Origin of the sequence: Lachnospira hominis (ex Liu et al. 2021), from assembly GCF_014287955.1 — a bacterium.
GTDB classification, from domain to species: Bacteria; Bacillota; Clostridia; order Lachnospirales; family Lachnospiraceae; genus Lachnospira; species Lachnospira hominis.
This window is the reverse complement of sequence record NZ_JACOPD010000001.1, coordinates 273,328-295,712: the sequence shown is the minus strand read 5'-3', so window position 1 is coordinate 295,712 and position 22,385 is coordinate 273,328. Positions and strand designations below refer to the sequence as shown.

Annotated in this window: 18 protein-coding genes; 14 read left to right on the top strand and 4 right to left on the bottom strand. The window is 35.6% G+C overall.

Annotation, left to right across the window (positions count from 1 at the left end; all coding sequences use genetic code 11):
* Nucleotides 1-209 precede the first annotated feature (209 nt).
* Nucleotides 210-2,585, top strand: a complete 2,376-nt coding sequence (locus H8S01_RS01410) for a phosphoketolase (RefSeq protein ID WP_186835907.1) — start codon at nucleotides 210-212, stop codon at nucleotides 2,583-2,585.
* Between the two features lie 127 nt (nucleotides 2,586-2,712).
* Here H8S01_RS01410 and H8S01_RS01405 read toward each other — a convergent pair whose 3' ends face one another.
* Nucleotides 2,713-3,762: an AraC family transcriptional regulator gene (locus tag H8S01_RS01405; RefSeq protein ID WP_186835906.1), complete on the bottom strand. Its 1,050-nt coding sequence runs from the start codon at nucleotides 3,760-3,762 to the stop codon at nucleotides 2,713-2,715.
* A 178-nt stretch (nucleotides 3,763-3,940) separates the two neighbouring features.
* On the opposite strand from H8S01_RS01405, the gene H8S01_RS01400 reads away from it, so the two are divergent.
* From H8S01_RS01400 to H8S01_RS01385, 4 genes are read left to right on the top strand one after another with little or no spacing between them, the layout of a single operon-like run.
* Nucleotides 3,941-4,651, top strand: a complete 711-nt coding sequence (locus tag H8S01_RS01400; RefSeq protein WP_186835905.1) for a LytR/AlgR family response regulator transcription factor — start codon at nucleotides 3,941-3,943, stop codon at nucleotides 4,649-4,651.
* Complete coding sequence (locus H8S01_RS14255) at nucleotides 4,648-5,766, top strand: GHKL domain-containing protein (RefSeq protein ID WP_186835904.1); 1,119 nt, start codon at nucleotides 4,648-4,650, stop codon at nucleotides 5,764-5,766. The genes H8S01_RS01400 and H8S01_RS14255 overlap by 4 nt, the downstream gene beginning before the upstream one ends.
* Complete coding sequence (locus tag H8S01_RS01390) at nucleotides 5,763-6,611, top strand: hypothetical protein (protein ID WP_186835903.1); 849 nt, start codon at nucleotides 5,763-5,765, stop codon at nucleotides 6,609-6,611. Before H8S01_RS14255 ends, H8S01_RS01390 begins: the two co-directional genes overlap by 4 nt.
* A gap of 25 nt (nucleotides 6,612-6,636) precedes the next feature.
* Nucleotides 6,637-7,479: a hypothetical protein gene (locus H8S01_RS01385; RefSeq protein ID WP_186835902.1), complete on the top strand. Its 843-nt coding sequence runs from the start codon at nucleotides 6,637-6,639 to the stop codon at nucleotides 7,477-7,479.
* A gap of 70 nt (nucleotides 7,480-7,549) precedes the next feature.
* Here H8S01_RS01385 and H8S01_RS01380 read toward each other — a convergent pair whose 3' ends face one another.
* From H8S01_RS01380 to H8S01_RS01370, 3 genes are all read right to left on the bottom strand, one after another.
* A complete protein-coding gene (locus H8S01_RS01380) occupies nucleotides 7,550-9,085 on the bottom strand; it encodes a methyl-accepting chemotaxis protein (RefSeq protein WP_186835901.1) in 1,536 nt (511 codons plus the stop codon).
* Nucleotides 9,086-9,233: 148 nt separating this feature from the next.
* Nucleotides 9,234-10,286 (bottom strand): P1 family peptidase, encoded by a 1,053-nt coding sequence (locus H8S01_RS01375; protein WP_186835900.1) that lies wholly within the window; start codon nucleotides 10,284-10,286, stop codon nucleotides 9,234-9,236.
* On the bottom strand, nucleotides 10,261-10,899 hold the full coding sequence (locus H8S01_RS01370; protein WP_186835899.1) for an ECF transporter S component: 639 nt from the start codon (nucleotides 10,897-10,899) through the stop codon (nucleotides 10,261-10,263). Before H8S01_RS01370 ends, H8S01_RS01375 begins: the two co-directional genes overlap by 26 nt.
* A 597-nt stretch (nucleotides 10,900-11,496) precedes the next feature.
* Here H8S01_RS01370 and H8S01_RS01365 point away from each other — a divergent pair.
* The 9 genes from H8S01_RS01365 (at nucleotide 11,497) to H8S01_RS01325 (ending at nucleotide 22,325) form a co-directional block, all read left to right on the top strand.
* Nucleotides 11,497-13,227, top strand: coding sequence for an ABC transporter ATP-binding protein (locus H8S01_RS01365; RefSeq protein ID WP_186835898.1), 1,731 nt, complete (start codon nucleotides 11,497-11,499; stop codon nucleotides 13,225-13,227).
* Between the two features lies 1 nt (nucleotide 13,228).
* The gene (locus H8S01_RS01360; RefSeq protein WP_186835897.1) at nucleotides 13,229-15,040 is read left to right on the top strand and encodes an ABC transporter ATP-binding protein; all 1,812 of its coding nucleotides are present in this window, start codon (nucleotides 13,229-13,231) and stop codon (nucleotides 15,038-15,040) included.
* Nucleotides 15,041-15,128: 88 nt separating this feature from the next.
* On the top strand, nucleotides 15,129-16,442 hold the full coding sequence (gene eno, locus H8S01_RS01355; protein ID WP_186835896.1) for a phosphopyruvate hydratase: 1,314 nt from the start codon (nucleotides 15,129-15,131) through the stop codon (nucleotides 16,440-16,442).
* Nucleotides 16,378-17,145, top strand: a complete 768-nt coding sequence (locus tag H8S01_RS01350; RefSeq protein ID WP_186835895.1) for a threonine/serine ThrE exporter family protein — start codon at nucleotides 16,378-16,380, stop codon at nucleotides 17,143-17,145. Before eno ends, H8S01_RS01350 begins: the two co-directional genes overlap by 65 nt.
* The gene (locus H8S01_RS01345) at nucleotides 17,142-17,582 is read left to right on the top strand and encodes a threonine/serine exporter family protein (RefSeq protein WP_021865780.1); all 441 of its coding nucleotides are present in this window, start codon (nucleotides 17,142-17,144) and stop codon (nucleotides 17,580-17,582) included. The genes H8S01_RS01350 and H8S01_RS01345 overlap by 4 nt, the downstream gene beginning before the upstream one ends.
* Nucleotides 17,583-17,739: 157 nt before the next feature.
* Entirely contained in the window at nucleotides 17,740-18,108 is a 369-nt protein-coding gene (locus H8S01_RS01340; RefSeq protein ID WP_186835894.1) for a LytR/AlgR family response regulator transcription factor, read from the top strand.
* 28 nt (nucleotides 18,109-18,136) lie between these two features.
* Nucleotides 18,137-19,522 carry a hypothetical protein gene (locus tag H8S01_RS01335; protein WP_186835893.1) on the top strand — a complete coding sequence of 462 codons (1,386 nt, stop codon included), beginning with the start codon at nucleotides 18,137-18,139 and terminating at the stop codon, nucleotides 19,520-19,522.
* A 29-nt stretch (nucleotides 19,523-19,551) separates the two neighbouring features.
* A complete protein-coding gene (locus H8S01_RS01330; RefSeq protein WP_186835892.1) occupies nucleotides 19,552-21,747 on the top strand; it encodes a hypothetical protein in 2,196 nt (731 codons plus the stop codon).
* Nucleotides 21,744-22,325, top strand: coding sequence for a hypothetical protein (locus H8S01_RS01325; protein WP_186835891.1), 582 nt, complete (start codon nucleotides 21,744-21,746; stop codon nucleotides 22,323-22,325). Before H8S01_RS01330 ends, H8S01_RS01325 begins: the two co-directional genes overlap by 4 nt.
* Nucleotides 22,326-22,385 lie beyond the last annotated feature (60 nt).

The window sequence follows — 22,385 nt, the reverse complement described above, 5'->3', positions numbered from 1 at the left end:
TAAAAATATGTAATAAATTGATTATGATTATTAAGTCTGTGTAAATCTGTAGTTTTGACTTGCTTTATACACATTAATACAAGTCGGAATAGGTAACTTTTGAAAAAAGTAATAGGATTTGGGTATTGTAAAGAATAAAATCATTGTCTAAAATATAACAAAATCAAACAAAAAGATTTATAGAAGAATGAGTTTAGGAGGAAAGCGACATGGCAGAAACAAATGTTGTTGAAAAACAGCCTGTTACAGATGAATACCTTAAAAAGATGGATGCTTACTGGCGTGCAGCAAACTATCTCGGAGCAGCACAGCTTTATTTACTTGATAATCCACTTTTACGTGAGCCGCTTACTATGGAACATGTAAAAAAGAAGATTGTTGGTCACTGGGGAACAGTTCCGGGACAGAATTTTGTATATGTTCATTTGAACAGAGTAATTAAAAAATATGATCAGGATATGATTCTTATTTCAGGTCCGGGCCATGGCGGAAATTTCTTTGTAGCCAATACATATCTTGAAGGAACTTACAGTGAAGTATATCCAAACATCGGTGAGGATATGGATGGACTTAAAAAGCTCTGCAAGCAGTTCTCGTTTCCGGGCGGTATTTCAAGCCACGTTGCACCTGAGACACCTGGTTCAATCAATGAAGGTGGTGAGCTTGGTTATTCACTTGCACATTCATTTGGTGCAGTATTTGATAACCCTGATCTTATTGCAGCCTGTATAGTTGGTGATGGTGAGGCAGAGACAGGTCCTCTTGCAACATCATGGCAGTGTAATAAGTTCTTAAATCCTAAGACAGATGGTGCAGTTCTTCCTATTCTTCATCTTAATGGATATAAGATAAGCAATCCTACAGTTCTTGCACGTATTTCACATGAAGAACTTGAGCATTTCTTTGACGGATGCGGCTGGAAGCCATATTTTGTTGAGGGTAGTGATCCTATGGAAATGCATAGAAAGATGGCAGAAGCTCTTGATACTGTAATGGATGAGATTAAAGCAATCCAGAAAGACGCAAGAGAAAATAATAATACAGAAAGACCTAAGTGGCCTATGATTGTACTTCGTACACCAAAGGGCTGGACAGGTCCAAAGGAAGTAGATGGCAATCAGATTGAAGGCTCATTCAGGGCACATCAGGTACCTATCATGATGGATAAGCCTGAACATCTTGATATGCTTAAGAACTGGCTTGAAAGTTATCATCCTGAAGAACTTTTTGATGAGAACGGAAAGCTTATACCTGAACTTAAAGAACTTGCACCTGTAGGTGACAGAAGAATAGGTTCTAATCCACATGCTAACGGTGGTAAGCTTTTAAGAGATTTGAGACTTCCGGATTTCCGTGAGTATGGAATTGACGTTCCTAAGCCGGGTGCTGTTGAAGCACAGGATATGATTGAACTTGGCGGATTTGTAAGAGATATATTTAAGTTGAATGATGATGCCAAGAATTTCCGTATATTCGGACCTGATGAGACTATGTCAAACAGACTTGGAAAAGTATTTGAAGTTACTAACCGTGACTGGAATAATGAAAAATATGATACAGATGAATTCCTTGCACAGGATGGACGTGTAATGGATTCAATGCTCAGTGAGCATATGTGTGAAGGCTGGCTTGAAGGGTATCTTCTTACAGGACGTCATGGATTCTTTGCAAGTTATGAAGCATTTATCAGAGTTGTAGATTCAATGTGTGCACAGCATGCAAAATGGCTGAAGGTATGTAACCAGCTTCCATGGAGAGCATCTATTGCATCATTAAATCTTATATTAAGTTCAAATGTATGGCAGCAGGATCATAACGGATTTACACATCAGGATCCGGGATTCCTTGACCATATTGCCAATAAGAAAGCAGATGTTGTAAGACTTTATCTTCCACCGGATACTAACTGTCTTCTTTCATGTTTTGACCATTGTATTAGAAGCCGTAACTATGTAAACGTACTTGTTACATCTAAGCATCCAAGACAGCAGTGGCTCACAATGGAGCAGGCTGTAAAGCATTGTACACAGGGTATCGGTATCTGGGAATGGGCAAGTAACGACCAGGGTCAGGAACCTGATATTGTTATGGCATGCTGCGGTGATACACCTACACTTGAGACTCTTGCAGCAGTTACAATTTTAAGAAAGGCACTTCCGGAGATTAAAATTCGTGTTATCAACGTAGTAGACCTTATGAAGCTCGAGCCTAAGTCAAAGCACCCACATGGATTAAGTGATGCAGAATATGATGCATTGTTTACAAAAGATAAACCAATCATATTTGCATTCCATGGTTACCATACACTTATTCACGAACTTACATACAGAAGAACTAACAGAAACATTCATGTATATGGATATCAGGAAGAAGGAACTATCACAACTCCATTCGATATGCGTGTCCAGAATGAAATTGACCGTTTCCATCTTGTAAAGAATGCTGTTAAGTATCTTCCACAGCTTGGCAACAGGGGTTCATATCTTGTTCAGGAAATGAATGACAAGCTTGTCGAACATAAACAGTATATCCATGAATATGGTATTGATATGCCGGAAATCAGGGATTGGAAATGGGATATGTAACTATATGATTAAATAAATTTGCCATAATAGATACCTTTTCTTACATAATTCTATAGAAAATGCAGAGCATACTAAATGGTTGGCTCTGCATTTTCATTTTTATATAAAATTAAATCAACAAAGTTTTTTATGACTTATTTTTCTTACGGAACTGTGCCGGCGTAATCTTATATTTGTCAGTGAAAATTTTATAAAAATATCCTTTGTTCTGGTATCCGACTTCATGGGAAATCGTGTCAATTGTGTGGTCAGTGTTAATCAGCATGTCTTCAGCTTTTTTGAGACGCAGTGACTGAAGATATTCCGTATATGTAAGACCAGTCTGGCTCTTGAGCAGCCGGTTAAAGTAATCTTCCTGAAAATGAAATTCATTGGAAAGCTGCATAATTGAAATATTATTAAGATTATTATTGATATAATTAGTGATTTCTTCAAAAAGAATCCAATTCATACGTTTGCGGAGCTGCTTTGACAGAGAAAATTCATATTTGGTACTAAGAATGTGAAAAATTCTTATGAGAAGTCCCTGACATATAAAAGGAGAGGCTTCATCATGACGCTTTAGTTCTTCAATAAGGCTTGTAAGTGTCTGCTCCATTAAAACTTCTCCATCGGAATGTGGACGGAAGTGAAGATATTGTTGTAAAGTTTTCTGTTCAAGTAATGCAGTGCTTAAAAAAGAAGAAATACGTTCTGTCGTAACATGATGCTTTACAATATCGTCAAACATGAAGTTAGTTATGCCAAGAAACAGAATAGTTGCATTGCTGCTGTCAAGAATCTCCTGATGCTGGCAGTTCTTATCTATAAGGCAAAGTTCGCCTTTATGGAATGTGAATTCGCTGCCTAGAATCTTCTGACGGTATTCTCCGTCAATAATATAAAATAATTCAAGATATTCATGTGAGTGCATCTGGGTTCTCATGCCATGTTTAAAATGACAGCTGTATGTAAATGGTGTATCACATGGAAGAATAGTTGCATAAAGGCTGCTGTTATCAGGTATATCCCATAGCAAAGTAAATAAATGCTCCTTGTCGGGCATGGGATATTCCTTTACTTCTATATCACGGGATGAATATTCAGGACAGACAATGCCGAACTTCTGATAGATATCAGGAGTTTCGATATTGTGTTCATCATATATAAGTTGTTTTGTAAGAGATTGTAAATCCATATATAACCACCAAATTTATAAAATGTATATTAATAATATAACACAATATTTTTAAATTGCAAGTAAAAATGTTAAAAAAATTCAAGAAAAATATAGAAAAATGTCAAAAATAATGTTAATATTATTTTATAAGTAAAAGGCATATTTTATTAATATGTATAAACGGGAGCGTATAAATATGGATATTGCGGTTTGTGATGATTCAATGGAAGCATTGAATGATGTGAGGAATGTTCTTATTGAAACTAACAGAGTAAACTTAATCGAATGTTTTAATGATATTGATAGGTTTATGAGGGATGTAGAAGATGGCAGCAGATATGATATTGTAATGATGGATATTGATTGGAAAGAGAAAAAGAATGGTATTGATTATGCTGCATGGCTCTATGATAAGGCACCTGATACACGTCTTATATTTTTTACAGGATATTCGCAGGAGTATATAGAAGATGTATTTATGCAGCGGACCAATATTGAAGGTTATCTAAAAAAACCTGTAAAAAAGGACCGTGTAATAAAGATTATAGATAAGATTGAAAATTCAAAAATAAACATGAATTTACAAAAGCTTGTAATAAAACAGCGTGGACAGATTCAGACGGTAGCATATGAATCAATAATATATATAGAGGGCAGCAACCATAATGTATATATATATACTGATAAGAAAGATATTATGGTATATGATTCGCTGCAGCAGATTTTAAAACAGCTTCCCGATGATTTTTACCAGTGTCACAGAAGTTTCATCATTAATTTTAATCATGTGAAGCGTATTGAAAAAGAATATGTTGTTATGGACAATGGTGAGCACGTTTCGGTGAGCAGACTCAAAAGAAAAGAATTGTCTGATTTATTTTTTAAATATATGGGAGAGAAGATGTGAAAGTACTTTTAGAAACAGGGTTTATAATTGCAACAGCAAAAATTATATATGCAGTAAGTGTTTTTTTGGATAAGGAATCTGGGAAAAATAAAAAAATAAAGAAAAGTCTGATTGATATATCATTAAGTTTTGTAATAGAATTATGCGAACTTATTTTTTTAAAAACACTAAATGTTGAGGCACAGGACGTAATTTTAAAAACAGTTATTACATGCAGTGTTTTACAGATTATTTTAATTTATGTGCTGGCATTTATTAAAAAAAGGAAAAAATCACCGCGGTTTAATATTATGAATCTTTTTATTGTAATATTTCCGCTCAGCCAGCTGATGGTAGTACCTTATTGTTATGTTGGTGAAAATTATAATAATCTTGCTATTTCAGCGGTTACAACCGTTATTGGATGTCTTATAGACAGTGTACTGTTATATATTGTATATAGTTTGTGGGCAAAGGACGAACTCGATTACAATATTGAAAATCAGAGAAAAGAACTTGAACTTATGAAGCTGAATAAAGAAAATATTGAGCAGGACGAGAAGAAACTTCACGAACTTAAAAACAAATATAATGAAGAATTGAAGCAGATTCTTGTTATGTATACGGATAATGAGGATGGTGATAAGATTGCCTCATCTATAGAGGCACTTGAGGCGAAAGTAAGAAGTACAGGAGAAAAGAGATTCTGCAAAAATATGATTGTTAATGCTGTTCTTGAAGATAAAGACAGAATTATAAAACAGAATGGTATTAAGGCTGAATATTCAGTAAAAGCCGGAGAAAATACTAATATTTCCAATCTGCATCTTTGCAGCATATTTTCAAACATACTTAACAATGCAATTAATGCATGTCTTGAAATTGAAGATAAGAGTAAGCGTTTTATCAGTGTAAAGTGTGATTATTCGGGCGATTATATGAATGTTCTTGTTAAAAATTCGGCAGATAAGAATCAGAAAAAGAAAATCAGAAGCTCAGAACACGGATGGGGAATGAAAATTCTTGAAGACATAGCACAGCAGTACAACGGAAGGCTTGAATACGGTTTTAAAGATGGCATATACAGTACTATGGTTTCTCTTGTATATACGAATAATCAGGAGGAAAGCATATGATAACTGCGATTAATTTCTTTTTGTATTTTTTTGGCTCTAGTATTGAACTGGTAGCTATTACATTTATGCTGACACCTAAAAAATCAAAATTATCGGCATTTATTATTATGTTTATGTCAGGTTTTTTCGGAGCCACATACAAGTTTTTCTATGTCTATGACGACAGTGGCATGCAAAGTGTAATTATATCACTTATTTTGCAGGCTGCACTTATAATAGCAATGAAGCTGGCTTTTGAAGAAAATTTGCTGAAATGTATAACAGTTGCAGCGATAGGCGTGCTTGTTCCTATATTTACGGCGATTATACACATTCTTATTCTTGGAAGCGAAAGACAGATGGACAGCATTATATATACGATGTCTTATATTATTCAGATTCCGACAATGGCAGCTTTGTTTATTATTGTTGTATGGCTGTGGAATAAGACGAAAAAAACTCATCAGATAAGCGGAAGTTTTGCGATTATGTCAATTATGGCGGCGGTTTATTTTACAATATTGACATATCTTGTGTTGTATTATCTTGAAGAAGTGAAAAAACGTGTGTTTATTTTTTTGCCGGTAATATTGATTGAATTTGTTGCAATGATTTTTCTTTTGTACCTTATCTACAGAAAGAACGAAGAACAGATGCAGCTTAATTATATAAAAGAGCTTGAGATAGCAAGGAAAAAGGAATCATATGAATATGAGCAGCTTATTAATAAAATCGAGGGTATGGCAAAGATACGCCATGATTTTTATGACCAGCTTTCAGTTACAAAATATATAGGTGGAAAGGATAAAGAATCAGCATTAAGAATGATTAATGAATTGAATGAAAAAATTTCGGAACAATCATAATATAAGCTGACCGACAGGTGCAGATATGATTAGTACATTTAATTTTCTACTGTATTGGATAGCAAACTACATGATATTTATAGCATTGACATTTATGCTCACGCCGAGGAAATCAAAGTTTTTGTCTACTGTTATTGTGTGTGCGGTTGTATTTGTGCCGACTTTGTATAAGGTGCTTCATCTTGGAGAACAAGGGCAGGCTTCGGCAGTAATCATGATAGTAGTAACAACAACATTACTTTTTGTTGGTGTAAAATTGGCATTTAAGGACAGCATTTTAAGGTGCATGATTGCGGCAGGATTGTGTGTTTTTGTTGCACTTATGGCAAATGTTATTTATATGCTGTGGCCTAATTCAACTGATTTTACGACACAAGTCTATGTAACACGGGCATATCTTGTTCAGATTACAATTCTTGCGATGTTATATCCGGCAGTTATTTATCTGTGGCATAAGTTTAATCAGAGAGTAAAAATTGATATAAGAATAGTTATTTTTTGTGTACTTATTTATCTGTATTTTCTCATGATTGTATACATATTTACATATCAGATATATCGTGTGGATGTAAAAAGTAAGATTGTAATTGGAGTATTGTTTTTTATTGCTGTAGCTGCTGTTTTGTTTATTATTTATATTCTGTATCGGAAAAATGAGGAGCACAAAAAACTTGCAGCAATTAAAGAGCTTGAGATAGCAAGGAAAAAGGAATCGTATGAATATGAGCAGCTTATTAATAAAATTGAGGGTATGGCAAAGATACGCCATGATTTTTATGACCAGCTTTCAGTTGCAAAGTATATAGGCGAAAAGGATAAAGAATCAGCATTAAAAATGATTAATGAATTGAATGAGAAACTGAAGTAAGATAAATGAAGATTAAATAAAAAAACATCTGACAGGTTTTAGCACTGCCAGATGTTTTTTATGTTGAATGTTATAAAGATGCAGAGTCGTCTTCCTTGACGGTATCAATGAGACCATGCATTTTATCTGCAATACTTTCAAGGATTTTGACATTCTCTTCTTCATTATTAGTAGTTTCAGAAGCATGTGCTGAAAGCTGTTCTGAAACAGCTGATATTGTCTGGATAGAATCAACAATTACATTATTGGCATTTTTAAGTTCTACTATGCTCTGTGTGAGCTGTTCAACATTATCGCGTATTGCATATGTATTATTCTGAATATTGTCAAAGCTCTTTGCTGTACTTTCGGTTGAAGACTTTTCTGCATTGATTCCGTCAATCATTTCGTAGATTACAGTTACAACTTCTTCAATAGCAGTTGAAATATTTTCAATAAGTTTTGTTATATTTTCTGTAGCATCACCTGTCTGAGTTGCCATTTTTGAAATTTCAGTTGCAACTACAACGAAGCCCTTACCGGCTTCTCCGGCTCGTGCGGCTTCAATGCTTGCATTGAGGGCAAGTAATTCTGTCTGTGAAGCAATTTCTTCAATCATTGCTATGATTGAATGCATTTCTTTAATACGTACACTGAGGTTAGAGAGCTTGTCTGCCACATGCTGACCGTTTTTAACTGAAATATCTACATTTGCAACAAGCTGTTCAACATCTTTGCTGCCGTTTGTAAGTATGTTTAATGTTTCCATCATGCTGTCAGATATTTCATTTGCAGCAGTGTCAACAAGGCTGACTTTTTTCTGGATTTCTTCAGTTTGTGAGAGCTGGTTCTGTACTGCGTCTGCTGTATCGGCAGCACCGGTAGAAACCTGAACCATTGTTGACTGTGTAAGTTTTGCTGAATCATTTAACTTTTCAAGCTGTGTATATATTTCTGCAATACCATTCTGCATATGTGCAGACATCTGGGAAATATCGTCAAGAACTTCCTGTGTCTTTTGCTGTGATTCTTTAACGACATCAATTTTCTGCTGTGCATTTGCTTTTGTTGTAAGTGCGAGCAGACATGCGAGCACACCTGTTATTATTACTGTTACAATCTGGATTGCAGCAGTATCAAGTCCGAGATAACCAAATTTTCCGGTTGACGCACCAACAAATACGGCTATAAAACTTTCGATTATAACACCTGCGTTTACCATAAGCATGTATTTGAAATCATTGTAAACAGATACGATGAATATCATGGGAAGAGCCATGACATATATTGCACTGCATGAAGTCGTAAATATCGTGCATGTATAAAATATGGCATAACCAATTGCTACAAAATGGCGTATTGCCTGTGATTCATGGTTTTTCCCCCATGCTATGAATTCGCATATGACAGGTGCAAAGCCGATTGTTGTAAGAATTATTACAAAAAGCCATGATTTTCCTCTTGTTGAGGCTTCAAGGACGCAGAATAAAGTTATAATAATAACTTCAACAAGGTGTGAATACATTGCAATTTTGTTGTTGCGTTCCAGCTCGGAAGCATAATTTTCGATTTTCTTTTCTGCTTTTTTAAAATTTTTATTAATTATTTTATCTGTCTGTTCTTTCATAAAATCTCCATTTCTGTGTAATTAACATAGATATTAAATTGGTTTACGAAATTGTACAAAATAATTATAGTCTGTATTCAGATAATTTACAACAAAAAAATCATGCCGGTAATTTTTGAAAGCCGGCATGATTTTTTTGTGTGATTATTTAAATGTTTTTTAAATATTCTTCATCAGGAATATGTGAGTATTTAACTGCTTTTAAAATGGCTGCTGACATAACTTCGGCTGCGAGAGTTCCTACAATATTAATGTCTGCTTTCACAGGCTCATTACCGGATGGAATACTTGCAGCATATATTGTATCGCCGTCTGCCATTGTGCCTACAGGATTGATGCATCTTGCATAGGCATTTCGTGTCATTGAAGCGATTTTACCCATCTCGGCTTTTGAAAATTCAGCATTTGTTATAATTGCACCGATTGTTGTATTTCCTGTAAATGGGTCTTTTGGCAGCATATTGTGGAGTGCTGCTGTTATGCTGTCGGCAAAGCCTGAACGGTCAGGTTTATGGAATCCGGCGATTTTTTCTCCTGTTTTGGGATTGAAAATGTCACCGAGTGCATTGACGACAACAATGGCTGTGAGTGTGAGTTTTCCGACTCTCACAGAATGTATTCCAAGACCTGATTTCTGTGCGTAATTCATGCCTCCGATTTTACCGACGGTTGCACCTGTACCGGCACCGACATTGCCGATAATCTCTGATGTTTCATGATTTTTTGCTTCAACGGAATCACCGGCTGTAAAATCAGCAGATGAGCGGTTAAGTGCGTTTGTGCATGCTTCGTAACCCATTTTGTAGTCAGGGCGTACATGCGAATTACCATAACCAAGGTCGAATATGCATGACTGGCATACAAGCGGAACTTTAGCGACGCCGGTATCATATCCGATACCATTATCTTCAAGACATTTCATTACACCATCTGATGCGGCAAGTCCATATGCTGAGCCGCCTGAAAAAACGATTGCATTTACTGGATTGTCAGCTGTGAGCGGCATTGTAAGAGGGGTCTCTCTTGAGGCGGGACCTCCGCCGCTTATATCGCAGCCAACCTTTGCACCGTCAGGAAAGTATATTACCGATACGCCGGTTTTGGCTTTATTGTCTGCTGCATGACCGAGTTTAAATCCAAGTGTGCCATTGGTTGCAGTGTTTACATCAATTTCATTAAAGAACTGATTTTGCTGATTCATTTTTAACGCCTCCTGCTTTTAAAACCTTGTAAAGCGTGCGTGTTAAAATGCTTCCAACAACAAAACAGATTACGGCTTCAATAGCACCCTGAACTCCGACAAATGCGATTACGAACATAAATGGATTTGTGGCACCAAATGCTTGAGCAAAGCCCTGTATATACTCAGTGTTGTAAAAGAATATTACAAGTGAACTCATGAAAAGCAGAGTGTTAAGAAGAGGGCATGCAAGACTTGCAATGTAAAATGATGCCTTTGCAAGGTGCTTTGACTGACGGAGTGCTTTGAATATAAGACCTGTAAGCCAGCCTTCAAGTACACGCATTACAAATGTAGTGATAAATGTTCCAACCGGATTGATTGTAAGAAGTACAGAACCGAATGCACTTATGCCAAAAGTCTGGTAGAAGCTTGTGAGACCAAAAGCCGCACCGCATACCGCACCGCCAGCAGGACCTAACATTACGGCACCGACAGTTACCGGAATAGTCAAAAGTGTTACAGAAAGTCCCGGTGTTTTAATATAACCGAGTGGTGTGAGAGCCATAACCATAATAATTGCGACCATTAACGCAAGCTCGACTAAAAATTTTGTGTTTCCCTTAGAATTCATAATATCCTCCTTGTTTTGCGAAGCAAAATCCGAGCACCTCAGGCGAGGAGAGGATTGCCTCCTTGTTTTGCGAAGCAAAATCCGAGCACCTCAAGCGAGGAGAGGATTGCCTCCTTGTTTTGCGAAGCAAAATCCGAGCACCTCAAGCGAGGAGAGGATTGCCTCCTTGTTTTGCGAAGCAAAGTTCCAATGTGCATCTTTGATGCAATATGCCTCATGATGATGAAAGGACTTTCTTCTTTTTAATTAAATATAGGGATAAAAATGAACGCTAAAATTAAAGAGACGTCAAGGCTTGTTAGCAGCATGAATGTCTGACATCAGAATAAATACTTTGACTAATACAATCTGTCAGAACAGTTTGTTATGTAACCGCCATAAAGGTCGGTTCTTTTTAAAAGTATTTAAAATAAAATATAGTGAATAAAGCTGATGCATTTTCTTTAAAGAATAACGCTCATTAATATATTAGCACAAGTTATTAAAAAAAACAATGTAAATGAGAAATAATATGGTTGATTTTTCAAGTAATATACTATATACTATAACTATATAGTATGAGTGTATAAGTAGATATAGAAAAGAAAAGAGGCATTTATGAAACTATTTTTAAAATATATAAAGCCATATGTTTATTATTATATTTTAGGACCGATTTTTATGCTGGTTGAAGTTGCGGGTGAGATTATCCTGCCATGGCTGTTGTCAAAGATTATTAATGTCGGAGCAGCCAATCATGATGTAGGATATATAACAAGAATCGGGCTTGTCATGGTTTTAGTGGCAGTATGTATGGCGGTTGGAGGCGTGCTTGGTGCATGGTTTGCGGCTAATGCAGCCATGAATTTTGGTGCTGACCTGCGTATGGATTTATTTGAAAAGATACAGAAGTTTTCATTTAACAATATAGATAAGTTTTCAACAGGGTCGCTTATTACGAGGCTTACCAATGATATTACGCAGATTCAGAATATGATAATGCAAACACTCCGGGCGTGCCTTCGGTCTCCGGGAATACTTATAGGTGCAATAACTATGGCATTTGTAATAAGTCCATCGCTTGCTATTGTATTTATAATTGTAGTTCCTGTACTTGTTATTTCTATTATTATAATAATGAAGAAAGCATTTCCAAGATTTAAGGCTTTGCAAAACAGCATTGACTGTCTTAATTCGTGCGTTCAGGAGGGGCTTGTCAACATAAGGCTTATTAAGTCATTTGTGAGAAAAGATTATGAAGAAAAGCGTTTTGATGAGCATAATAAGGACTTGTTTGATAAAAATATCCACGCCATGAATATTATGATTAAGTATCAGCCTGTCATGACGCTTGCACTCAATGCTACGACCGTTGCTGTTGTATGGTTTGGCGGCAATATGATTATAGGTGGGAAGATGCAGGTGGGTGACCTTACGGCATTTATTAATTATATAGTCCAGATTATGGGAAGTCTTACGATGCTTTCAATTGTATTTTTAAATTGGGCAAGAGCAGTCGCATCATTTAGAAGAGTAAGAGAGGTGCTTGAAGAAGAGATTGACCTGACAGATGATAATGCATTATATAAGGAAAGAAAAGTTGAGGATGGAAATATATCATTTAAAAATGTGTCGTTCAGATATTATAAGAACAGTGAAGAAAATGTTTTGTCGAATATAAGCTTCGATGTAAAAGCAGGACAGACACTTGCTATTATCGGTCCGACAGGAAGTGGCAAGACTACACTTGTGTCCCTTATTTCTCGTCTTTATGATGTTGATGCGGGTGAAGTATGTGTGGATGGAGTTAATGTCAAAGAGTATTCGCTTGATAATTTAAGAAATGGTATAGGCATGGTACTTCAGAAAAATACGCTGTTTTCGGGAGATATTTATGAAAATCTCAGGTGGGGCAATGAAAATGCAGATGAAAAAACGATTGCACAGGCAGCGGCAGACGCACAAGCTGATAAGTTTATAAGAGGCTTTAGAGAAGGATATAATACACAGCTTGGACAAGGTGGTTCTAATGTGTCGGGCGGACAGAAGCAGAGACTTTGTATTGCGAGAGCCTTATTAAAGCATCCTAAGATATTGATTCTTGATGATTCGACAAGTGCGGTTGATACTGCAACTGAAAAATATATAAGAGATGTATTATATGGAAAATATTCAGATATGACAAAGATAATTATTGCACAAAGAATTACATCAGTTATGGAAGCTGATGAGATTCTTGTCATGGATAATGGCTGTGTAAAAGGATTTGGAACACATGAAGAACTTTTAAAGACATGTCCTTTATATAAGGAAATATTTGATATCCAGATAAGTAAGGAGGTGGGATGATATGCCACCAATGGGCGGAGTTACCGGAGCCATGAAAGGAACCGGCGGGTCTATGGGAAAAAAGAAAGAAAGACCCAAGAATACTAAAAATACGATAATCCGTCTTTTTTCTTATATGAAAGAGACAAAACTTCAGCTGGCTGGTGCATTGTGTTGTGTTCTTGCGAGTACAGTCAGTACGCTTGCGGCATCTTATATGTTAAGACCGGTGATTAATAATTATATTATAGGATTTAATGAAAATGGCGGTATAAAGAGTCTGGCGATGGCACTCGTTGTTATGGCATCGGTTTATCTTCTGGGAGTTCTGGCAACATATTTTCAGGCAAAGCTTATGTTAAAAGTGTCACAGAGAGCAATGTTTTCTTTAAGGCGTGATTTATTCGTACATATGCAGAAGCTTCCGGTATCATTTTTTGATATGAACAGCAAGGGTGATCTGATGAGCCGGTATACTAATGACGTTGATGTTGTAGGTGAGATGTTAAACAGCACGGCAGTACAGCTGTTTTCTGGGATAATGACGCTCGTCGGAACATTTGCGATGATGATATATACCAATATATGGCTTTCATTAATAACATTTGTCATGGCACCTGTTATTATTTATTCCGGCAGATTTCTTGTGTCACGAAGCAGGAAGTATTATGCGGCACAGCAGAAGTCGCTCGGTGCCCTAAACGGGTGCATAGAGGAGACAATAAGCGGACAGAGAGTTGTCAAGGTTTTCTGCCATGAAAAACAGGCAGTGGAAGATTTTAAAAAATATAATTATGACTTGAAAGACAAGCAGATAAAAGCACAGTTTTTTGGTGGAATTATGGGACCTGTTGTAGGAAATCTCGGACAGGTCAATTATTCGCTTACAGCTATGATTGGCGGTATTTTATGTGTGCTTAAAGGCTTTGACATCGGAGGACTTACGATATTTGTAACTTATGCAAGACAGTTTTCAAGACCGATTAATGAGATTACAATGCAGATGAATACAATATTTTCTGCACTTGCCGGTGCAGAGCGAGTGTTTGATATATGTGATATGGAAGTGGAAGATGTAACGGGTGATATTCCTGACAATGTGAAAGGTGAGATTGTCATGGATGATGTTACATTCGGATATAGAAAAGATACTCCTGTACTGAAACATATAAGTCTTGTTGCGAAAAAGGGACAAAAGATTGCTTTTGTAGGTTCAACAGGAGCAGGAAAGACAACAATAACTAATCTGCTGACAAGATTTTATGAAATATGGGACGGTGGGATTACGCTTGACGGCAGGGATATAAGAACATTAAATATGGAAGAACTGCGTAAGAATATAGCACTTGTACTTCAGGACACACATCTTTTTACGGGAACAGTCATGGAGAATATAAGATATGGAAGGCTTGATGCATCTGATGAGGAGGTTATAGCGGCAGCAAAGACTGCCAATGCTGATTACTTTATACGTCATTTGTCAGAAGGATATGATACTGTGCTGGAGGGAGATGGCTCTAATCTCAGTCAGGGCCAGAGGCAGCTTCTTAATATTGCCCGTGCGGCATTATCCAAGGCACCGGTGCTTATAATGGATGAGGCGACAAGTTCAGTTGATACAATTACAGAGCGTCAGATTCAGGATGGAATGGACAGACTTATGTCAGACAGAACTACATTTGTAATTGCACATAGATTGTCTACTATAAGAAATGCGGATGCCATTATGGTTCTTGAGAATGGAGAAATTATAGAATGGGGAACACATGAGCAGCTTCTTGCAATGAAAGGAAGATATTACGAATTATATACAGGAAAAGCAGAACTAGATTAAAAATAATATGCACTGTTTAATAAATGATTTTTTGGGGAATAATGCTTTTGAAAAATCATATTAAAACAATTAATTAAGGAGTGCATATATGAAATCCGGAAGCATTATTGAAGAAGTTACTGCAAGAGAAGTATTGGATTCAAGAGGAAATCCGACTGTTGAAGCGTGTGTAAAATTATCGGATGGAAGTGTCGGATATGGGATATCACCGAGCGGTGCATCAACAGGTATATATGAGGCACTGGAATTAAGAGATAATGATAAAAAAAGGTATATGGGAAAGGGTGTTCTTAATGCTGTAAAAAATGTTAATACAGTTATTAACGACACATTAAAGGGCATGGAATCTGGTGATATTTATGCCATTGATGCGGCAATGATTAAAGCTGACGGAACAAAAGATAAGTCAAAACTTGGTGCCAATGCAATACTTGCGGTGTCTATAGCAGCATCACATGCTGCGGCTGCGTCATTAAAGCTTCCTCTTTACAGACTGTTTGGTGGAATTGCAGCTGATACTATGCCTGTACCTATGATGAACATATTAAACGGTGGTGCACATGCGGGTAATACGCTTGATGTGCAGGAATTTATGATAATGCCTGTTGGTGCCGGGAATTTCAGGGAAGGGCTTCGTATGTGTGCTGAAGTATTTCACACTTTGAAGAGTATATTAAAAAAAGACGGATATTCGACAGCAGTTGGAGACGAGGGAGGATTTGCCCCTGACCTTGTAAGCGATGAAGAGGCATTGTCTTATATTGTAAATGCAATAGAAAAAGCCGGATATATTCCGGGAAAAGACTTTGCACTTGCAATTGATGCGGCAGCAAGCGAATGGAAGGGAAGTGTGTGTGGAGAATATGAGCTTCCTAAGTCAAAAAATACTTTTACTTCTGAAGAACTTGTTATACACTGGGAGCAGATAGTTGACAGATATCCGGTTATATCTATTGAAGATGCACTAGACGAAGAGGACTGGGAAGGCTGGAAAATGCTTACAAACAGGCTTGCACACAAATGTCAGCTTGTAGGAGATGATTTATTTGTCACCAATACTGAGAGGTTAAAAAAAGGAATAGAGAGCGGATGTGCCAATGCAATTCTTATCAAGCTTAATCAGATTGGAACCGTGTCTGAGACAATTGAAGCTGTAAAGATGGCTCACAAAGCCGGATATAAAGCGATTATATCGCATCGTTCGGGTGAGACAGAAGATACGACTATTGCAGACCTTGCTGTAGGCCTTAATGCAGGCCAGATAAAATGCGGGGCACCAAGCAGAAGTGAGAGAGTTGCAAAGTATAACAGGCTGCTTAGAATAGAGGATGAAATTAATGGAAAATATGGATTACAAATTACTGATAGATACGGCGGCACTGGCAGGAACGGTAATGCTTGAAAATGGTGCTGAAATTTATAGGGTTGAAGAGACGATAAATTATATTCTCAAAGTGTCAGGACTTAAAACAACACAGGCGTTTGTTATTTCGACTGGATTTATGATTTCTCTTGATGACCCTGATATTGACGCACTTACAGTTGTACGTCGTGTAAATAAAAGCACAACTAATCTTAATATGATAGCAAGCGTCAATGATATTTCAAGAAAGTTTTATAAAGGTGAAATTACGCTTGAGGAGGCTTTTTATCAGATAAAACACCTGAAAAGAAATGTATATCCATGGTGGCTTAAAGATATATGTATAATTCTTGGAGTTGCTTTTTTTACAGGTATGTTTGGAGGAAACTGGCAAGACATGTTCTATACAGGAATAGTGGGGCTATGTCTTGTCGGATGGCTGCATATTGGAAAAGTAACTGAATTTAATGATTTGATACAGGATTTGATTTCTTCCGTGATTATTTCGGTTATTGCATCGCTTTTTGTAAGATTTAATCCGCAGCTTCACCTTAATCATGTTATTGTTGGTGCAATAATGGTTCTTGTTCCCGGAGCCGCAATAACCAATGCTATACGTGATACACTTCATGGAGATTATGCGGCTGGAAATGCCAAAATTCTTGAATCATTTGTCCGTGCAGCAATGATTGCACTTGGTGTATATGTCGGATTTCTTATAATGGGAGGTGTTGTGAGATGATTATGCAGTGTATATTTGCCTTTTGTGCAATTATCAGTTTTTCAGTGATAAATGAAGCACCTAAAAAGTGCCTTTTTATAAATGGTGTTCTTGGAATGGCAGGCTGGGCAGTTTACTTATATATAGACAGAATTTCAACAATGCTTACGGCAACTTTTGTATCAGGGCTGGTACTTGCTGTTGCTTCACATATACTTGCAAGAATATTAAAGACACCGGTTACGACGATGCTTATTCCCGCAATTCTTACTATCGTTCCGGGAGCAGGAATGTATCAGACCGTCTATAATCTGTTTCTGTCAGACATGGATGGTGCATTATCAAGTCTCGTATATACGATAGGTGCAGCTGGAGCGATTGCTATTGCAATCTTTCTTGTTGATGCATTTGTAGTTGCAATAAAGAAAATTGTAAAAAAAAGACCGCAAACTGATTGATTATTACAATTAGCTTGTAATTTATTCAAAAAGTATTGCAAAAATATGTCGAAAAGTGTTAAATATAAGTAAAGATTTTAAATTTTCTAACAAAAAAAGTTGAAATCAAATTCGTGAGTATATGTTATTTGAGAGGTACATTATATAGGTGGCGGGGATGACTGAGACGATAAAAAATGATGACTACATATTTAATTATATTTCAAATAAAAGTATAAAGAATATAATGACCGATGAAATAAAGTATTTTTTCAGCGATAAAAGAAAAATATGCATGGTGAAAACAGACAATGAAAAAATTGAGTTTTATGGCAAACTTAGTGATATAGAAGCTGATTTGAGTAAAGTGCCATTTGTGAGGACACATCAGTCTTATCTGGTAAATTGTAAATACATAAAAAATACAAGCTATAATCATGTTGAGTTAATGGACGGAGCTGTTCTTCCTGTAAGTCAGTCAAAGAGGAAGAATATTTATAATATTTTTGGGAAGTACAGAAAGATAACAGAAGATAGTGATTATTAATTTAATTAATGTATGGTGAGGGAAATATATGAAAAGATACAGGAAGCTTTTTTATTTAATACCGGCATTTGCGGTAATGATATTTGTTGGCTGTTCAAATAAAGGCAGATCGTCTGACAATGTTGATTATGAATATAGTGATTATGTGTTTGATAATGATGCACCTCAGTATTATATGAGTAATAGCAGTGCGGCATCACCAAGCGGGTATTATTTTATAGGTGATGCTGCAATATCTACAGGCTCTGAAAGATTTTTGTATTATTTTGATATGGTTAATAAGAGTGTTATGCCTCTTTGTACTAAGCTTAATTGTGAACATAATTCGCAGGATTGTGATGCATATGTGTCTGATAAAAGCAGAGTAACCGGAGGTTTATGGTATTATAATAACCGTCTTTATATGATTGAAAGAACAGATGAGAAAGACCTGCTTGTTTCATATGATAAAACCGGACGTGACAAAAAGACAGAAGCGGTACTTTCGGTTAATGGAATGTCTGTTGTAAGCAGCAGGCAGAGAGCATGCTTCAGCCACGGAAAGCTGTATTATATTTTAACTTCCGAAAAGACGCAGTATCTGTATTACGTACAGGTTGGCACAAATACACAGCCACAGTTTATAAAAGAATATTCGACTGTATATGGTATAAGAGAGACAATTACATTGTATCCTGTTGGCGAAAAGGTATATGTAAAACTTGTAAGCGGCATTACAGATGTTACAAATGATTATATACTTGAGAGTATAGATATTAATAACAATAATGTGTCAAAAGTTTATGATTACATGTCTGACGGAAGTATTTTCAGAGGTGAGGCTGATGATTGGAATAATGGTGCATATATTGATGAATCGGGAAATATGTATTTTATTTCACTGACAGAAGATTCATATATACTTAATAAGATGAATACAGTTTCAAAAGATAATGAAGAGATATTTGTTATTGATTTATCACAGGACACAGGGAAAAAGGAAGCGTATACAGACTTTCTCGGAATTGATGATAAGTATATTTATATTCTTGAACGTGTTGATTTTTCTATTGTCGAAAATAGAAAAAATAAAGAATTAAAAAACAAACTTGATATATTGGATACAAAAGGAAATATTGTTGACGTTATAGAATTCACAACAAATGACGAGTATGCAAAAGAAAATCAAGTGGGAACAGAGGGGAATGGATTACAGTTTGATTTTTTTAACGGAGACAGCAGATATATGTTGTTTGCTGTAGAAGGATATTCTAAAACAGGGGTTGAATTTTCAGAACAGAATATAAAAAAATATAAAGAATGTGTTGAAAAGTTAAGAGGACAGCAAAAAACTGTTACAACATATTCTTATGCTGTTATTGACAAGAAAGATATAGGAACAGGAAATTGTAAGATTATTAATGTTACACCTTAGTTTTATATATGGGGAGTGAGGTGTGGTATATGGAAATTGTAAGAGTTTTTCGTAAAATTTGGGGCATTGTTATTGTTATATTTGTTATAGCTGCAGGCATGTGCATTTTTAAAACAAACAATGATAATGATAAAAAGGCATATGATTATTATAGCAGCCTGACTGATGAATATATAAGCAATCTTAATAAAATGTCACAGGACGAAGCTTATAAGTCTGTGTTTTCGGTGAAACTTGAAGATAACGAAGAAGCACAGTATATACGTCAGGCAAGGGCAGTCTTAAAAGATAAAATAGAATATGCACAAAATTATAAAAGCAAAGTAACGGATATGGCAGGATATGAAAAGATATTAAATAGCAGCCTGTATGCCGACGAGGATAATTTCGGAAGATTAAATGCAAAAAAATATGCAAAAGACATAAAAAAACTGGCGGATATGGATGTTACTCCGGCAAATACCGCAGCGATTGAGAAATTCATGGATTTTAAGGAAGGCTCTGTTATATTTGCCATAATGATTATAATGCTCGTTGTTATTTTTGTGGATGAGCGTGATAACCGCATGATTTATCTTACACATGCATCATCCTGCGGAAGAGTCAATCTTATATTAAAAAGATGTGGAATATTGTGTATGTTCAGTTTTATATGTTCATATATTTTTAATACATTAATATACGGAATGTTTCTTTATATGTACGGAGGTATCAGGTATCTGAATGTTACGATACAAAGTTCACAGATGTTTTCAATGTTTCCGCTAAAAATAAACATATGGCAGTTTTTTATCCTGTATTGTGCGATATTCGCTGTTGCAATGATATCTTTTGGTTTAATTTCGTATTTGTTTGTGAGTATGTTTAAGAATTATAAGATTGCAATGGTTGTTATTCTTGCAATATTTTTATGTGAATATCTTTTATATAACAATATTGAAAAGAATAGTGCACTTTGTATATTACATTATGTAAATATTATTAATGTGATAATACCGCAATATTCGTATTTTATATATGAAAATTGGGGATATACGGGATTTATTGCCGATATATCGGGGACAACATTTGTGTTGACGGCAGTTATTGCATGTATTGGTTTTTGTGGCATGCTTTTAATGGGATATTATATGTATCCGGACCGGAAACAGGGATTTTTAGATAAAGTATATCAGAGATTAAGAGAATTATGGCAGCAGATTTTTGGCAGAACCAATTCGGTTTTTATGGAATTTTATAAGTCATTTATAATTCAGAAAGGATTTATAATTCTTATTCTGGCAATATATCTGTTTGCAAATTGTAAGATATACAGAGGCGTTAATTATAGTAACAACAATTTATATCTTGTAAACTTTTATGATGAATTTTCGGGGCGGATACCTGATGAAGAATGTGATACATATATATCTGCTTTAAAAAATAATATAGATGAATTAAAAAAGATTGAAAATCTTACATATAACCAGAAAAAGTCTGTTTCAGATATGGAAAGTGCATATGCTGTCATGGTTTCAACTGTTGAACATGTAAGAAAAATCAGCAATGAAAAATCTATCAATGCAGTTATTGTAAAGCCGGATACTTATAATGATATTCTGGGAGAGCGTAATTACAATAATCAGGAGAGCATTAATCTTATTTGTATAATTGCAATTATACTGATGACTGCCGGGGATTTTTCATATGAAAGAAAATGTGGAATGTATGTACTTTCGAGAACATCAAAAAAGAGGAATATTACATGGATTAATAAGACTGTGAAAGTGGCATTGACAGCAGTTGTAATATGGGGGATATCATTAGCTTTTAATTACACTAATGAAGTATCTTTATATACATTTAACAATATAAATGCACCGGTTCAAAGCCTTATTACGTTTGCAGCATTTCCACTAAAAGTTTCAATCCGTGGGTATATGGCATTGTGTCAGATTATAAGGCTGATAATGTTTATTGTCATAGGATTTATGGTATTGGGAATTTCATTTTTTATGGATTATAAGAGGTCAGTTGCACTTTCCGTGGTAATTTTATTGCCACACGTTCTGTATATATTGAAAGTTCCATTTATGTATTATCTTTCTGTTGTAATACCGGTTGATTTTAACAGGTATTATATAAGGTTTGCAGGAGGCATAGGAATGTTTGTTATGCCTGTTATGATGATTATATCAGGGCTGGTTATTTATATTATTGCTCTGAGGAAATGGAGGGTATCATGAAAAAATTAATATTTATTATATGTCTTGTAATGTTTATGGTGACAGGGTGCACAAGTGGTAATGATAATAAACCAGCCGGCAATAATTCACAGAATGAGTCACAGATGCAGTCACGGACCGATAATGATAATGTGCCGTCAAAATCGGAATCGAAGTATATATGGGAAGAAGAGCCATTGTATGATAGCAATATTGATATGTCGGGAGCTGTTGATGAAACATTATCAAAAGTTATAAGCATATATAATGGCAATTCGGATGCAAAAGAATTAATTACGGATGATGTGAAGGCTGATATGACATCAATAATAGAAAAGTGGTATAATAACAAATTTTATAATGTCAAGAATATCAAAAAATCTGAAATGTTAAAGCTGGACATAGAATCATGCGACAAAGAGTTGGTAATGTGTGATGGCAGACCATATATTAAAGTTACATTCCGTGTTTCGGCAATGAATGGCGGTCTGCGTGGAGAAGATAAACTTAATGCCTTGCTTGACTGTTCAAATGACAGATATAGTGTGTATAAAATGTGGTATTACGGTAAGTATAGAAATACAAGTGGCTCATTTTAAATAAGAGAATAAAAAATATCAAAAACCTACTTGACAACTAGGAATAGAGGGAATATAATT